Source organism: Kitasatospora sp. NPDC057512, assembly GCF_042802135.1.
Lineage (GTDB): Bacteria > Actinomycetota > Actinomycetes > Streptomycetales > Streptomycetaceae > Kitasatospora.
On the sequence record NZ_JBHVET010000105.1, the window covers coordinates 1 to 16,074 of the forward strand.

Annotated in this window: 9 protein-coding genes; 8 read left to right on the top strand and 1 reads right to left on the bottom strand. The window is 75.3% G+C overall.

The window, feature by feature from the left end; genetic code table 11:
- The first annotated feature begins 80 nt into the window (after positions 1 to 80).
- The 8 genes from ACFU6K_RS10235 to ACFU6K_RS10270 all read left to right on the top strand — a co-directional run bounded on the left by ACFU6K_RS10235 (position 81) and on the right by ACFU6K_RS10270 (position 15,165).
- Positions 81 to 7,151 carry an amino acid adenylation domain-containing protein gene (locus ACFU6K_RS10235; protein WP_380662111.1) on the top strand — a complete coding sequence of 2,357 codons (7,071 nt, stop codon included), beginning with the start codon at positions 81 to 83 and terminating at the stop codon, positions 7,149 to 7,151.
- A gap of 103 nt (positions 7,152 to 7,254) precedes the next feature.
- Entirely contained in the window at positions 7,255 to 8,301 is a 1,047-nt protein-coding gene (locus tag ACFU6K_RS10240) for an SAM-dependent methyltransferase (RefSeq protein ID WP_380662113.1), read from the top strand.
- The gene (locus tag ACFU6K_RS10245; protein ID WP_380662115.1) at positions 8,301 to 9,332 is read left to right on the top strand and encodes a pyridoxal phosphate-dependent aminotransferase; all 1,032 of its coding nucleotides are present in this window, start codon (positions 8,301 to 8,303) and stop codon (positions 9,330 to 9,332) included. The genes ACFU6K_RS10240 and ACFU6K_RS10245 overlap by 1 nt, the downstream gene beginning before the upstream one ends.
- A gap of 218 nt (positions 9,333 to 9,550) precedes the next feature.
- Positions 9,551 to 10,816, top strand: coding sequence for an MFS transporter (locus ACFU6K_RS10250; protein WP_380662117.1), 1,266 nt, complete (start codon positions 9,551 to 9,553; stop codon positions 10,814 to 10,816).
- A gap of 94 nt (positions 10,817 to 10,910) precedes the next feature.
- Entirely contained in the window at positions 10,911 to 12,008 is a 1,098-nt protein-coding gene (gene hppD, locus ACFU6K_RS10255; protein ID WP_380662118.1) for a 4-hydroxyphenylpyruvate dioxygenase, read from the top strand.
- Entirely contained in the window at positions 12,005 to 13,156 is a 1,152-nt protein-coding gene (locus ACFU6K_RS10260; RefSeq protein ID WP_380662119.1) for an alpha-hydroxy acid oxidase, read from the top strand. Before hppD ends, ACFU6K_RS10260 begins: the two co-directional genes overlap by 4 nt.
- A gap of 65 nt (positions 13,157 to 13,221) precedes the next feature.
- A complete protein-coding gene (locus ACFU6K_RS10265) occupies positions 13,222 to 14,451 on the top strand; it encodes a PLP-dependent aminotransferase family protein (protein WP_380662122.1) in 1,230 nt (409 codons plus the stop codon).
- Positions 14,452 to 14,526: 75 nt separating this feature from the next.
- Positions 14,527 to 15,165: a class I SAM-dependent methyltransferase gene (locus tag ACFU6K_RS10270; protein ID WP_380662120.1), complete on the top strand. Its 639-nt coding sequence runs from the start codon at positions 14,527 to 14,529 to the stop codon at positions 15,163 to 15,165.
- Between the two features lie 8 nt (positions 15,166 to 15,173).
- Here the strand turns inward: ACFU6K_RS10270 and ACFU6K_RS10275 are convergent.
- Positions 15,174 to 16,074, bottom strand: a 901-nt coding sequence (locus ACFU6K_RS10275) for an aminotransferase class I/II-fold pyridoxal phosphate-dependent enzyme (RefSeq protein ID WP_380662121.1), incomplete at its 5' end; no start/stop codon positions are given.

Consider the following 16,074-nt stretch of genomic DNA (forward strand, 5'->3'; position numbering starts at 1 on the left):
GCCGCACGACCGCCCGGCCCTACCGGGCAGCACAGCCCCACCAGCCACAGCAGCCGTACGTCGCCAGTCGGAGGCAGACCTTGATCCCGTTGTCGTTCGCCCAGCAGCGGCTCTGGTTCATCGAACAGTTCGAGGGCCCGAGCGCCCTCTACAACACTCCGTTCGCCCTCCGGCTGACCGGCGGGCTCGACGCCGCCGCCCTCGAAGGCGCGCTCGGGGACGTGGTGGACCGGCACGAGGTGCTGCGCACCGTCTTCCCCACCACCGACGGCCAGCCCCACCAGCACATCCTCACCGAGGGGCGCCCGACGCTGCACCGGGTGCCGGTGGCCGACGAGGCCGAGCTGCCCGGGCTGCTGCGCGAGGCCGCCGGGCAGGTCTTCGACCTCGCCGCCGACCTGCCCGTCCGGGCCTGGCTGTACGCGCTGCCCGCGCCGGACGAGCACGTCCTGCTGCTGCTCACCCACCACATCGCCAGCGACGGCTGGTCGGTCGCCCCGCTCTTCCGCGACCTCGCCGAGGCGTACCGGGCCCGGACCACCGGCACCGAACCGCGGTGGGAGCCGCTGCCGGTGCAGTACGCCGACTACACCCTCTGGCAGCGCGAGCTGCTCGGCGAGGAGGACGACCCGGAGAGCGTCGTCTCCCTGCAACTCGCCCACTGGCGCCAGGAGTTGTCCGACCTGCCGGAGGAGCTGGCGCTCCCCTACGACCGTCCGCGCCCGGCCCGGCCGAGCCGCCGCGGCGGCGCCGCCGACTTCGAGCTGGACGCCGAACTGCACGGTGCGCTCACCGAGTTGGCCTCCGGCCGGCACGCCAGCCTGTTCATGGCGCTGCAGGCCGCCGTCGCCACCCTCTACACCCGCCTCGGCGCCGGCACCGACCTGCCGCTCGGCACCCCCGTGGCCGGCCGCACCGACGAGGCCCTGGACGACCTGGTCGGCTTCTTCGTCAACACCCTGCTGCTGCGCACCGACACCTCCGGCGACCCGACCTTCCGCGAACTGCTGGACCGGGTCCGGCGCGCGAACCTGGACGCCTACGACCACCAGGACATCCCCTTCGAGCGCCTGGTCGAGCACCTCAACCCCACCCGCACCCCCGCCCGCCACCCGCTCTTCCAGACCGTCGTCACGCTCAACGCGGAGCAGGCCGGCGACCTCGCCTTCGGCACCGCGACGGGCACCCCGGTCGAGGTCGGCGAGGCCCAGGCCCAGTTCGACCTCAACTTCAACTTCGTCGAGCGGCTCGCGGCCGACGGCACCTGCCTGGGCGTGCGCGCCGCCGTCGACTACGCGGCCGACCTCTTCGACCACGCCACCGCCGTCTCCCTCGCCGAGCGGCTGGTGCGCGTCCTGCGCGCCGCCGTGGCCGCCCCGGACGCCCCGATCGGCGGCATCGAGATCCTCGACCCGGCCGAGCGCGAGCAGCTGCTCACCGGCTGGAACGGGCCGGCCGCACCGGTCGCCGAGCAGAGCCTGCCCCGGCTGTTCGAGGCCCAGGCCGCCGCCACCCCCGGGGCCCTCGCCCTGGTCTCCGGCACCGAGCGGCTCGACTACGCGGAGCTGAACGACCGCGCCAACCGGCTGGCCGCCCTGCTGCTGGAGCGCGGCCTGACCACCGAGCAGCCGGTCGCCGTGCTGATGGAGCGCTCCGCCGGGCTGCTCACCGCCGTCCTCGCGATCGCCAAGGCGGGCGGCACCTACGTCCCGCTGGACGACCGCTACCCGCTGGACCGGCTCCAGCACATCCTCGCCGACACCCGCACCGCCCTGCTGCTCGTCGACCCGGCCCACCAGGGCCACCCGGTGCTCGCCACCGAGGGCTTCGCCACCGTCGAGGTCACCGACGCGCTGCTCGCCGGAGCCCCCGCGGCGGGCGACCCGGCCGTGCCCGTCCTGCCCGGCCAGCTGGTCTACGTGATGTACACCTCGGGCTCGACCGGGGTGCCCAAGGGCGTCGCCGTCACCCACCGCAACGTGATGGACCTGCTGGGCAACCCGCACTTCCGGGCCGGCCACCACGAGCGCGTGCTGCTGCACTCGCCCACCGCCTTCGACGCCTCCACCACCGAGATCTGGGCACCGCTGGTCACCGGCGGGGCGATCGTGCTCGCCGAGCCCGGCGAGCTGGACATCCGCCGCCTCGCCGAGACCATCACCACCCACGAGGTGACCCTGGTCCAGGCCCCGTCCGGCCTGCTGCGGCTGATGGCCGACGAGGACCCGGCCGCCTTCCGCAACGTCCGGCAGGTGTGGACCGGCGGCGACGTCGTCCCGCCGGAGTCCGTCCGCCGGCTCCACCGGGCCTGCCCGGACACCTCCGTGGTCGCGGTGTACGCCCCCACCGAGACCACCGCCATCAAGACCGTCTTCACCATGGCCCCGGGCGAGCCCGTCCCCGCGGTGGTGCCGATCGGTCGCCCACTGAACAACACCGGGCTGTACGTGCTGGACACCGCGCTCCAGCCCGTCCCGGCCGGCGTGGCGGGCGAGCTGTACATCGCCGGAGCCGGCCTGGCCCGCGGCTACGTCGGCCGCCCCGGCCTGACCTCCGAGCGCTTCGTCGCCTGCCCGTTCGGCGAGCCCGGCGCCCGGATGTACCGCACCGGCGACCTGGTCCGCTGGACCGCCGCCGGGGTGCTGGAGTTCCTCGGCCGGGCCGACGACCAGGTCAAGATCCGCGGCTTCCGGATCGAACTCGGCGAGGTGGAGGGCGCGTTCACCGCCCTCCCAGGCGTCGGCCAGGCCTTCGCCGTGGTCCGCGAGGACCGGCCCGGCGACAAGCGCCTGGTGGTGTACGCCACCGGCGACGGCGCCCCCGCCGAGCTGCGCGCCGCCGTCGCCGACAGCCTGCCCGGCTACATGCTCCCGGCCGCCGTGGTCGTCCTCGACGCCCTCCCGGTGACCGCCAACGGCAAGGTGGACCGCCGCGCCCTGCCCGCCCCCGACTGGACCGGCGGCGCCGAGGGCCGCGCCCCGCGCACCGACACCGAGCGCGCCCTGTGCGAACTCTTCGCCGACGTCCTCGGGTTGGAGCGGATCGGGATCGACGACAGCTTCTTCGACCTGGGCGGCCACTCGCTGCTCGCCACCAAGCTGGTCGGCCGCATCCGCACCGCGCTCGGCACCGAACTGCCCGTCCGCACGCTGTTCGACGCCCCCAGCGTGGCCGCGCTCGCCGAGGCCCTGCCCGCCCCGGGCGCCGCCCGTCCGGCCCTGCGACCGGTCGAGCGCCCCGCCCGCGTCCCGCTCTCCCCCGCGCAGCAACGCCTCTGGTTCATCGATCAGTTCGAGGGCCCGAGCGCGCTCTACAACACCCCGTGCGCCCTGCGGCTGACCGGCCCGGTCGACGCCGCCGCCCTCCAGGCGGCCCTGGCGGACGTGCTGGAGCGCCACGAAGTGCTGCGCACCGTCTACCCGACCACCGACGGACAGCCGCACCAGCTGCTCCTGGAGAACCCCGAACTCCCGCTGCACACCGCCTCGGTGGCCACCGAGGAGGAGCTCGCGGCGGCCCTCGCCGAGGCCGGGTCGCAGGTCTTCGACCTCGCCCGCGACCTGCCGGTGCGCGCCACCCTGCTCTCCCTGCCGCACGAGGAGCACGTCCTGCTGGTGCTGATGCACCACATCGCCACCGACGGCTGGTCCGTGGTCCCGCTGGTGCGCGACCTCGCCGAGGCCTACCGGGCCCGCCGCACCGGCACCGCCCCCGGCTGGGAGCCGCTGCCGGTGCAGTACGCCGACTACACCCTCTGGCAGCACGAGCTGCTCGGCACCGACGAGCGGCCCAGCGCCCTGCTGACCGACCAACTCGCCTACTGGCAGCGCACCCTGGCCGACCTCCCGGAGGAGCTGACGCTCCCCTTCGACCGGCACCGCACCGCCGCCCCGAGCCGCCTCGGCGCCGCGGTCGAGCTCCGGATGGACGCCGGACTCCACGCCTCCCTGGTCGAGTTGGCGCAGCAGAGCCGGGCCAGCGTCTTCATGGTGATGCAGGCCGCGCTCGCCACCACCCTGGGCCGGATCGGCGCGGGCACCGACCTGCCGATCGGCACCGTGGTGGCCGGCCGCACCGACGAGGCGCTGGAGGACCTGGTCGGCTTCTTCGTCAACACCCTGGTGCTGCGCACCGACCTGTCCGGCGACCCGAGCTTCCGGGAGCTGGTGGAGCGCGTCCGGCTCTCCACCCTGGACGCCTTCGAGCACCAGGACGTGCCCTTCGAGCGGCTGGTCGAACTGCTCAACCCGGTGCGCTCGACCGCCCGCCACCCGCTCTGCCAGGTGATGCTGACCTCCGGCGGCGACGCCGGGGAGATCGGCCTCGACGGCCTGCCCGGCCGGGTCGAGCAACTGGACTCCGACCTCGCCAAGTTCGACCTGACCTTCGCCTTCAGCGAGAGCTTCGACGCGGCCGGCGCGCCCGCCGGGCTGGGCCTGACGGTGGAGTACGCCGTCGACCTGTTCGACCGGGCCACCGCCGAGGCGACGGCCGCCCGCTTCGAGCGCGCCCTGCGCGCGGTGCTGGCCGACCCGGACCTCGCGGTGGGCCGGGTCGAGGTGCTGGCGCCCGAGGAGCGCGAGCAGCTGCTCACCGGCTGGAACGACACCGGGGAGGACCTCCCGCTCGGCACCTTCCCGGCGCTCTTCGAGGCCCGGGCCGCCGCCCGCCCGGAGGCCGTCGCGCTCTCCTTCGGCGCCGAGCAGGTCACCTACGGCGAGCTGAACGAGCGCGCCAACCGCTTCGCCCGGCTGCTGATCGAGCACGGCGCGGGCCCCGAGCGGTTCGTCGCGATCGCCCTGGAGCGCTCGATCGAGCTGATCGTCGCCCAGCTCGCCGTGCTCAAGGCCGGCGCGGTCTTCCAGCCGCTGGACCCGCGCTACCCGGCCGACCGGATCGCCTACATGCTGGACGACGCCCGGCCCGCGCTGGTCCTCACCAGCAGGGCGCTGGCCGACGGCCTGCTCGCCGGCAGCACCGTCCCGCGGCTGCTGATCGAGGACCTGGACGCCTCCGGCCACCCGGCGCACGACCTCACCGGCACCGCGATCACCCCGCACTCGGCCGCGTACGTCATCTACACCTCGGGCTCCACCGGCCGCCCCAAGGGCGTGGTGGTCACCCACACCGGCCTCGCCGCCATGGTGGAGAGCCAGCGCCGGGGCCTGGCCGTCACCCCCGACAGCCGGGTGCTGCTGTTCGCCTCGCCGTCCTTCGACGCGGCCGTCTGGGAGCTGGGCATGGCGCTGCTCACCGGTGCCCGGGCCGTCCTCGGCGACGCCGACCAGCTGCTGCCCGGCCCCTCGCTGACCGAGCTGATCGCCGAACAGGGCGTCACCCACCTGACCCTGCCGCCCACCGCGCTGGCCGTCCTGGCCCCGGACGCGCTGCCGGAGGGCGGCACCCTGGTGGTCGCCGGCGAGGCCTGCCCGCCCGACCTGGTCGAGCACTGGTCGGCCCGGCTGCGGATGGTCAACGCCTACGGCCCGACCGAGTCCACCGTCTGCGCCAGCATGAGCGAACCGCTCGCCGGCCGGATCGCCCCGCCGATGGGCCGGCCCGTGCTGGACACCCGGCTCTATGTCCTGGACGCCGCGCTCCAGCCCGTCCCGGCCGGGGTCGAGGGCGAGCTGTACATCGCGGGCGCCGGCCTGGCCCGCGGCTACCTCAACCGGCCCGGCCAGAGCGCCGAGCGCTTCGTCGCCGACCCGTACGGCGCCCCCGGCAGCCGGATGTACCGCTCGGGCGACCTGGTCCGCCGCCAGGCCGACGGCACCCTGGAGTACCTGGGCCGCACCGACCACCAGGTGAAGATCCGCGGCTTCAGGATCGAGCCCGGCGAGATCGAGGCCGTGCTGGCCCAACACCCGTCCCTGGCCCAGGCGTTCGTGCTGGTCCGGGAGGACCGCCCGGGCGACCGCCGGCTGGTCGGCTACGCCGTCGCCCACCCCGGGCAGGCGGTCGACCAGGCCGAGCTGCGGGCCCACGTCGGCGCGTCCCTGCCGGACTACATGGTGCCCTCGGCGGTCGTCGCCCTGGACGCCCTGCCGCTGACCGCCAACGGCAAGGTCGACCGCAAGGCCCTGCCGGCCCCCGACACCACCTGGCTCGGCTCCGGGCGGGCGCCCGCGACGCCCCGGGAGGAGCTGCTCTGCGGCCTGTTCGCCGACCTGCTCGGACTGGAGAAGGTCGGCGTGGACGACAACTTCTTCGAGCTCGGCGGGCACTCGCTGCTGGCCAGCCGGCTGGTCGCGGGCCTGCGCGACCTGGTCGGCGAGGGCGACCGGGTCGGCGTCCGCACGCTGTTCGAGGCGCCGACCGTGGCCCGGCTGGCCGAGCGGCTCACCCGGGGCCCGGCCGCCGAGAGCTTCCCCGTCCTGCTGCCGATCCGCACCCGCGGCTCGCGCCCACCGCTGTTCTGCGTCCACCCGGCCGCCGGCATCAGCTGGGTCTACACCGGCCTGCTGCGCCACCTCGACGCCGAGCAGCCGATCTACGGCCTCCAGGCCCCCGGCCTGGCCGATCCCGCCGCGCACCCGGCCTCGGTCGAGGAGCTGGCCCGGACCTACCTGGCGCGGATCCGCGCCGTCCGCCCCGAGGGCCCGTACGCCCTGCTCGGCTGGTCGTTCGGCGGGGCCGTCGCCCACGCGATCGCCGCGCTGCTGCGCGAGCAGGGCGAGGAGGTCCGGCTGCTGGCGCTGCTGGACGCCTACCCGGGCACCGGCGAGCCGGGGCCCGAGCAGTGGCGGGACGACCCGGCGCAGCTCGCGGTGATCCTCGACTCGCTCGGCCACCCGGCCGGGGAGGTCACCGCCTGGCCCGCCGACGAGGACGGCTACGCCGCGCTCGTCCGCGACGGCGAGGGCCCGCTGGCCGGCCTCAGCGGCGCCGGGGTGGCTCGGGTGGTCTCGGTCTTCCAGGCCAACGCCGAGCTGTCCCACGAACTCCCGCTGCCCGGCTACGACGGCGACGCGGTGTTCTTCACCGCCGCCAAGGACCGGCCGGCCGACGCCCCCGACCCGGAGAGCTGGCGCCCGCACCTGGGCGGCCGGCTCGACGTCCACGAGGTGCCGAGCACCCACGGCGCGATGACGGGCACCGAGGCGCTCGCCGTCATCGGCCCGGTGCTCGCCGCCCGCCTGACCTCCTGACCTCCTGACGCCCCGACTTCAAACCCCTACCGACCGCAGGCGACCGACCTGCGCACACCACGCGGACCGCACCCGGTCCGCCGACCGAGAAACGGACACCACCATGACCACTGCGGCCATCCCCGACACCTGGCGTGGCATCACCCCGTCGCCGATCACCTCGACCGACGCCTACAACGGCTTCATCGCCGCCAACGTGATCTTCGCGCTGGACCGGATCGGCCTGCTGGAGTCGATCGGGCGCGGCGAGCCGCTCTCGGCCGCCGAGGCCACCGCCCAGGCCGGCGACACCGCCCGGACCGAGGCCGTGCTGCGCGCCGCCGCCGACTACGGCTACCTCAAGGCCGACGGCGACGCCTACCTGCCCACCGAGGCGGGCCTGGAGATCGCCGCCGCCCGCGGCTACTTCACCTGGGCCGTCGGCGGCTACCACGACGTGTTCGGCCGCGCCGGCCACCTGAGCGCCGGCACCCACCGCTACGACACGGACGTCTTCCGCGACGAGGCGATGGTCGCCCTCGGCTCGGCCCAGTGCGACCAGTCGCTGTTCGCCGCCCAGCTCACCGACGTGCTGAGCGGCATCGACTTCCGGCACATCGCCGACCTGGGCTCGGGCACCTCCGCCCGGGTGCGCCGGGTGGTCTCGCAGCGCGAGGGCTCCCGGGGCCTGGGCATCGACATCAGCCGCCCGGCCACCGACATCGCCCGCCGCGACATCGTCGAGGCCGGCATGCAGGACCGGGTCACCGCCGTCCGCGCGGACGTGCTGGGCCTGCTCGGCACCCAGATCGACAACGACGCCGAGGCCGCCGAGGTGGCCGAGGTCGACACCGTGATGAGCTTCTTCCTGCTGCACGACCTGCTGGCCGACCCGACCACCCGCTCCTCGATCTTCACCCGGATGCGGGAGGCCTTCCCGAAGGCCCGCACCTTCGTCCTCGGCGACACCATGCTGCGCGACCCGGGCACCTCCGACGGCGCCCAGCCGGTCTTCTCGGTGGGCTTCGAGCTGGCGCACGCGATGATGGGCGTCCCGCTGCACACCAAGGCCACCTACGAGGAGCTGTTCACCGACGCCGGCCTGCGGATCGACCGCGTCGAGGCGCTGGCCACCCCGCACTCCTGGCTCTACGTCCTCCAGGCCGACTGATGGCCGGCCCGTCGGACGCCAGGTACCTGCTGGCACAGAACGAGCACCCGTACCCGCCGCTGCCGTCGGTGCTGGCGGCGCTGGCCGAGGCCAGTGCCGACCTGCACCGCTACCCGGACTTCCGTCCGGAGCGGATCGCCGGGATCGTCGCCGACTGGCAGGGCGTCCCGGCCGGCCAGGTCGTGGTCGGCCACGGCTCGGCGGGCGTGGCGCTGGACCTCTTCCACGCGGTGGTCGAGCCCGGCGACAACGTGGTCCACTCGGCGCCCTGCTTCGACGCGTACCCGCTGTTCTGCGAGATCGCCCGGGCCGAGGCCCGGCCGGTCCCGCTCGGCCCCGACGCCCGGCACGACCTGGCGGCGATGGCCGAGCGGATGGACGGGCGCACCCGGATCGTCGTGCTGTGCAACCCGCACAACCCGACCGGCACGGTCTACTCCTGGGCCGAGCTGACGGAGTTCTTCCGCCGGGTGCCGGCCACCGCGCTGATCCTGCTCGACGAGGCGTACGTCGACTTCGCCCTGGGCTGGCAGGCCCCGGACGTGCCGGCCCGGATCGCCGAGTGGCCGAACCTCGTGGTGCTGCGCACCCTGTCCAAGTCGCACGGCATCGCCGCGCTGCGGATCGGCTACGCCCTGGCGGAGGAGTCCGTGGCCCAGCGGGTGCGGGACCACCAGGTGCCGTACGCGGTGAACCGGCTCCAGGAGGCGGGCCTGCTCGCCGCCGTCGGCGCCGAGGACGAGATGGCGCGCCGGATCGCCGAGATCGCCGCGGAGCGGGAGCGCACCGAGGCCGAACTGCTGCGCCTCGGCTGGACGGTGGCGCCCAGCGTCACCAACTTCCTGTGGGTCGACGCCCCCGGTGACCAGCTCCCGCTGCGCGCGGAGCTGGAGCGCCTGGGCGTGGCCGTGCGCTACTACCCCGGCCAGGGCATCCGGGTCGCCATCGGCGAGAAGGACGCCAACGACGCGGTGATCGAGGGCTTCGCCGCCGTCGCCCCGCTCGCCCCGGCCCACCCGGCAGCACGCTGAGCGCCCGGCGCCCGACCCGCCGACGCGCCGGCCGCCCGGCGCCCTGAGCACCCCGCGTGCGTCAGGGCGCACCCCGGGCGCCCCTGCACCACCGCACAGCACCGCACCACCGGACACCCCTGCACCACCGCACCACCGCACAGCACCACCGAACACCCCTGCACCACCGCACACCCCTGCACACCCCGAAGCGCCGTCGGCGCAGCGAAGGAACCGCCATGCACCCGCTGTTGGCCCGCCCGGAGTTCCGGCGCTACCTCGCCGGGCAGACCCTGTCCGTCCTCGGTGACAGCGCCCTCTCCATCGCCCTCGGCATCTGGGCCAAGGTGCTGACCGGCAGCAACTCCGCCGCCGGTCTGGTGCTGTTCTGCTTCTCCGCGCCCCTGCTGCTGCTCCCGCTCGGCGGCCTGCTCGCCGACCGGGTCCGGCGCAAGCCGCTGCTGGTCGGGGTCAACCTGGCGGTGGCCCTCTCGCTGCTGCCGCTGCTGCTGGTCGACGGCCGGGACACGGTCTGGATCATCTACTGCACCGCCACGGTCTGCGGTCTGGCCGGGGCCGTCCTGGCCCCGGCGCAGAGCGCGCTGCTGCGCAGCATCCTGACGGAGCGTCAGGATTTCGGCGCGGCGGCCGGGCTGACCCAGAGCGCCCGGGCCGGCACCACGCTGGTGGCGCCGCTGCTCGGCTCGGGCCTCTACGGCTGGTTCGGCGGGCACGTGGTGGCGGTGGCCGACCTCGCCGTACTCCTGCTGGCCGCGCTGAGCTTCCTCACCCTGCGGGTGGAGGAGGTCAAGCCGGAGCCCTCGGGCCTGCGGTGGCGCACCGAGGTGCTGGCCGGCTTCGTCCACCTGCGCGGTTCGGTCGGGCTGCGGCCGCTGGTCGCGGCCACCGCCGCCGCCGGCTTCGTGCTGAGCCTGCTCCAGCCGGTGCTGTTCGCGCTGACCCAGCACGGGCTGCACCGCTCGCCGCAGTTCCTCGGCGTGCTGGAGACCACCGAGGCCGTCGGCGCGCTGGCCGGCTCGGTGGTCGGCGGCCTGCTGATCGGCAAGCTCGGACCGCGCCGGACGGTGATGGCGGGCTCGGCGGTGTTCGGCCTCGGGACCGTCCTGCTGCTCGCCCCGTCGCTGTACGTGGTGTCGGCCGGCCTGGTGATCGCGGGCGCGGGCATCCCGGCCGCCATGGTCGGTCTCGCCACCGCCGCCCAGGCCTCCACCCCGCCGCAGCTGATGGGGCGCGCCCAGGCGGCCGTCAACCTCTCGCTCACCGCGCCGCAGGCGCTGGCCGTCGGCGTCGGCTCCGGCCTGGTGGCCGCCCTGGACTTCCGGGTGGTGCTCGGCGTGATGGTGGTCGGCGCGCTGCTCGCGGCCGCCCACCTGATCGGCAAGCCGGAGGCCCCGACCGAGCCGCCGGAGCCCGAGGGCCGGGACGCGGGCGAGGGCGACGGCCCGGCCGAGCCCGAGGACGCCAAGGACCTCCAGCCCACCTGATCCGGCGCCGCCGTACCCGTACCCGTACCCGTACGCCCGCTCCACCCGATCGTCCCTCAGCACCTCCCGTCCTCCTCACGAGAGAGCTCCTCTGATGACCGACCGTTCCTCTCCCACCGTCACCCCGATCCCCGTCGAGCTGGACCACGTCGAGTTCTACGTGGCCGACCTGGGCGCCGAGACCACCCGGCTGACCACGGAGTACGGCTTCGAGCTGCTCGTCCCGCCGACCGAGCGCGGCGAGGCCGCCGAGCGCTGCCTGTCCGCGCTGGTCGGCCAGGCCTCCATCCGGCTGCTGCTCACCCAGCCGCTGGCCGCCGGCCACCCGGCCACCGGCTACCTGGCCCGGCACGGCGACGGCGTCGGCGCCCTCGGCCTGCGGGTGCCGGACGCCACCGACGCGTACCGCACCCTGACCGCCCGCGGCGCCGCCGCGCTGGGCGAGCCGCGCGCCGCGGACGGCTGCGTCACCGCGGTGGTCGACGCCTTCGGCGAGGTGGTGCACACCCTGATCGAGCGCGGCCCCGAGGTCCCGGCCGGCCGCATCCCCGGCCTGCCCGACCCCGCCCCGCTGACCGGCGAGGGCCAGGTCGGCCTGCGGACCGTCGACCACTTCGCCGTCCTGGTGCCGTTCGGCGAGCTGCGCAAGACCGAGCACCGCTACCGCGAGGTCTTCGGCTTCCGGACGATCTTCGAGGAGCGGGTCGAGGTCGGCGCGCTCGGCATGGACTCGGCGGTCGTGCAGAGCGCCGACCACAGCGTCACCCTCACCCTGATCGAGCCGCTCACCGCGGACGCGGGCGGCCAGATCGCCTCCTTCCTGGCCGGCCACGGCGGCGCCGGGGTGCAGCACGTCGCCTTCGCCGCCGAGGACGCGGTGCACTCCGTCTCCACCATGGCCGAGCGCGGCGTGCCGTTCCTGCGCACCCCGCAGACCTACTACGACGCGCTGCCCGGCCGCCTGACGCCGCTGCGGCACTCCTTCGAGCAGCTGCGCGAGCTGAACCTGCTGGTCGACCAGGACCACGACGGCCAGCTGTTCCAGATCTTCACCCGCTCCCAGCACCCGCGGAACACCTTCTTCTTCGAGGTGATCGAGCGCATCCGGGCCCGCAACTTCGGCAGCAACAACATCCGCGCCCTCTACGAGGCCGTGGAGCTCCAGCGCAACGCCAGCGAAGTGGCCGGATGAGCGCGTCCGTCCGCAACGAACCACCGACCGGCCCGGCCGGCGGGCGCCCGGCGCTGTCCGTCGCGGAGTACGCCGACCGGGCCCGGGCGGTGCTCGCGCCCGAGGTCTGGGAGTGGCTGGAGGGCGGCGCCGAGCGCGAGTTGACCCCCGCCGCCAACCGGGCCGCCTTCGACCGGGTGGCCCTGGTGCCCCGCGTGCTGACCGACGTCGGCACCCTGGACACCGCCGCCACCCTGGTGCGCAGCCGGGCGGCCCTGCCGGTGGCGGTGGCACCCGTCGCCTACCACCGGCTGTTCCACCCCGAGGGCGAGCTGGCCTCGGCCCGCGCCGCGGCCGCCGCGGGCGTGCCGTTCACCGTCGGGACGCTCAGCAGCGTCGGCTTCGAGGAGCTGACGAAGACCGGCGCCACGCTCTGGTTCCAGCTGTACTGGCTGCGCGACCGCGGCCGGCTGCTCGACCTGGTCAGGGCGGCCGAGGAGGCCGGCAGCGAGGCCCTGGTGGTCACCGCCGACGTGCCGTACATGGGCCGCCGGCTGCGCGACGCCAGGAACGCCTTCGCCCTGCCGTCGGACGTCCGCGCGGCGCTGCTGGAGGGCGGCGCCGCCGGGCGGGCGCACGAGTCCACCGCCGCCGTCTCGGCGGTGGCCGCGCACACCGCCGAGCTGCTCTCCCCCGGCGTCACCTGGGCCGACCTCGAGTGGCTGCGCGGCGAGACCGACCTGCCGCTGGTGGTCAAGGGCGTGCTCGACCCGGCCGACGCCCGGCGGGCCGCCGGGATCGGCGCCGCGGCCGTGGTGGTCTCCAACCACGGCGGCCGCCAGCTCGACCGGGCCGTGCCCTCCGTGACGATGCTGCCGGAGGTCGCCGAGGCGCTGGCCGGCGAGGACTGCCAGGTGCTACTGGACAGCGGGGTGCGCGGCGGCTCGGACGTGCTCACCGCGCTGGCCCTCGGCGCCACCGGGGTCCTGCTCGGGCGCCCGCTGATCTGGGGCCTGGCGGCCGGCGGCGAGGCGGGCTGCACCGAGGTCCTCGACCTGCTCGCCGCCGAGCTGCGGCACGCGCTCGGCCTCGCGGGCTGCGCCGACCCGCGGGCCGCCGCCGAGCTGCGCACCACCACCCTGCCCCGCCCCGTCTGGAGCACCCCGTGACCACCATCGCCGCACCGCACGACCTGCTGCTCGCGGGCCTGCACACCTCCCTCGCCGACCCGGCGATGACCTCGATGAACCTGCTCAACGAGATCTCCATCCGCTACCCGGAGGCGGTCTCCTTCGCGGCCGGCCGCCCGGCCGAGCAGTTCTTCGAGCTGGACGCCGTCCACCGCCACCTGGACCGCTACCTCGACCACCTGCGCACCGAGCGCGGACTGACCGAGGAGGCGGCCCGCCGACAGGTGCTCCAGTACGGGCGGACCAAGGGGATCATCCACGAGCTGATCGCCACCCACCTCGCCACCGACGAGGGCATCGAGGTGCCCGCCGAGTCGATCGTGGTGACGGTGGGCTGCCAGGAGGCGATGTTCCTGGTGCTGCGGGCGCTGCGCCGCGGCCCCGAGGACGTGGTGCTGGCCGTCTCCCCCACCTACGTGGGGCTGACCGGCGCGGCGCTGCTGGCCGACCTGCCGGTGCGGGCGGTCGCCGACGGCCCGGACGGCGTGGACCTCGCCGACCTGCGCCTCCAGCTGGCCGCCGCCCGGGCTGAGGGGCTCCGCCCGCGGGCGCTCTACCTGGTGCCGGACGTGGCCAACCCGAGCGGGGCCAGCCTGCCGCTGGAGCTGCGCCGGGAGCTGCTGGCGCTGGCCTCCGAGGAGGACTTCCTGCTGCTGGAGGACAACCCGTACTGCGTGTTCGCCGGCGAGGAGCGGCTGCCCTCGCTCAAGGCGCTGGACACCGGACGGCGGGTGGTCCACCTCGGTTCCTTCGCCAAGACGGCCCTGCCGGGCGCCCGGGTCGGGTACGTGGTGGCGGACCAGCTGGTGGCGGACGGGCGGGGCGACGCCGTGCTGTTCGCCGACCTGCTCGGCATGATCAAGAGCATGACCACGGTGAACACCTCGCCGATCGCCCAGGCCGTGATCGGCGGCGCGCTGCTGGAGCACGGCCACAGCCTGCGGGCCGCCAACACCGAGGTCGCCGCGCTCTACCGGCGCAACCTCGCACTGGTGCTGGAGGGCCTGGCCCGGCGCTTCCCGCCCGGCTGCGGGGTGACCTGGAACGAGCCGCGCGGCGGGTTCTTCCTGGTGCTCACGGTGCCGTGCGTGGTGGACGACGCGCTGCTGGAGCGCTCCGCCTCGGAGTACGGGGTGATCTGGACGCCGATGTCGCACTTCTACCCGGGGACGGGCGGGGAGCACCAACTGCGGCTCTCCGTCAGCCAGGTCGACCCGGCCACCCTCGACCGGGGGCTGGACGGGCTGGCCGCGCTGCTCGCCGCGCAGTCCTGAACGGCCCGGAGGGGGCGTCCCGCCCGGGGCGCCCCCTCCGGCCCGCTCCGACCCCCACGAGGGTAGGTTTCAGGCATGCTTGACTACCTCTCACGCACCATCGCCGCGTACGAGCACAGCGCCGACAAGTACGAGTCCGCCACCAAGGGCATGGTCCCGGACGAGGAGCTCGACCTCTTCACCGGGATGCTCCCCGATCCGGCCGGGCCGGTCCTGGACGCCGGGTGCGCCTTCGGCCGCGACACGGCCCTGCTGGCGGCCAGGGGCGTGGCGGTGACCGGCGTCGACCTGAGCGAGCCCTTCGTCGTCCGGGCCCGGGAGCTCCACCCCGGGCTGGACTTCCGGCGCATGGACGTGTGCGCGCTGGACCTCCCCGACGCCTCCTTCGCGGGCGTCTGGTCCCAGGCGACGCTGCTGCACCTCAGGGACGAGCACGTGGCGGCCGCGCTGGCCGAGTTCCACCGGGTGCTGCGGCCCGGCGGGGCGCTGTTCGTCAGCTTCAAGGAGGGCGAGGGCGAGGAGGAGTTCGTCGAGTCCTTCAGTGCCGACGCCGCCCGCTTCTTCCGCTACCAGACCGCGGACCGGGTCCGCGGCCTGCTGGAGGCGGCCGGCTTCACCGGGACCGACGTCCGCGTCGTCAACGAGCGGCAGCGCTACGGCGCCGGGCACCGCGACCTCAACTGGCTGACCGCGTACGCCCGTACCGCCTCCTGAGGCGGCCCCTACCCCGCGGGCGCCAGCGCCCCCGCCGTGCGGGCCGCCAGCCGGGCCACCCGGTCGGCGGCCCGTACGGCCTCCCGCGCGTCGACGCCGGAGAACGCGAGCCGCACCGAACCCGGGGGCGCGTCGAAGGCCGAGCCGGGCCCCACCGCGAGGTCCAGTGCGGCGAGTTCGGCCAGGACCCGCTCCTCGGTGGCGCCCCGCCAGGACAGCAGCAGGGACATCCCTCCCCCGGTGAACTCCCAGCCCAGCAGCTCGCCGAGCCGCTCGGTGAACAGCCGGCGCGCCTCCAGCGTGGGTTCGACGCACGCCCGGACCAGTGAGGTCAGCGCGGACCGGTCGAGGAAGCCGGCCCAGGCCCGCTGCCAGGTGGTGGCGGGCCCGGCGGCGCGCAGCATCGGCAGCGCGGCGGACGGGTCGGGCAGGGTCGCCCAGCCGAGCCGGCTGCCGCCGCCGCACAGCTTCGCCAGCGAGGTCACGCCCCAGCAGCCGTCGGGCGGATCCTCCGGCGGCGCGAACCACCGGTAGACCTGGTTGACCACCACCTGGTGCCCCTCTGCCGCCAGTTCCGCCAGGGCCAGGCGGCCGGCCGCGTCCAGCGAGCGGCCGTCCGGATTGCGGTACGGGCTGGTCACCCAGACCGTCACCGGCTCCGGGCCGCCGCGGGCCGCGCCGGGGAGGTCCTCCCAGGCCAGTGCCCGGACCTCGGCCGCCCCGGCGAGCACCGGCCCGATGTCGGCGAAGCCCGGTCGCTCCACCAGCGCGGTACGGGTGCGCCCCGCCCAGCTCCCGGCGAACTGGCGCACCCCGCCGGTGACCACCGTCCGCTCCGGCGGGGCGCCGAACAGCTCGGCCAGCCGCTCCAGCAGCTCCGGGTCGCCCTGCGCGGGCGGGGTGCTCCTG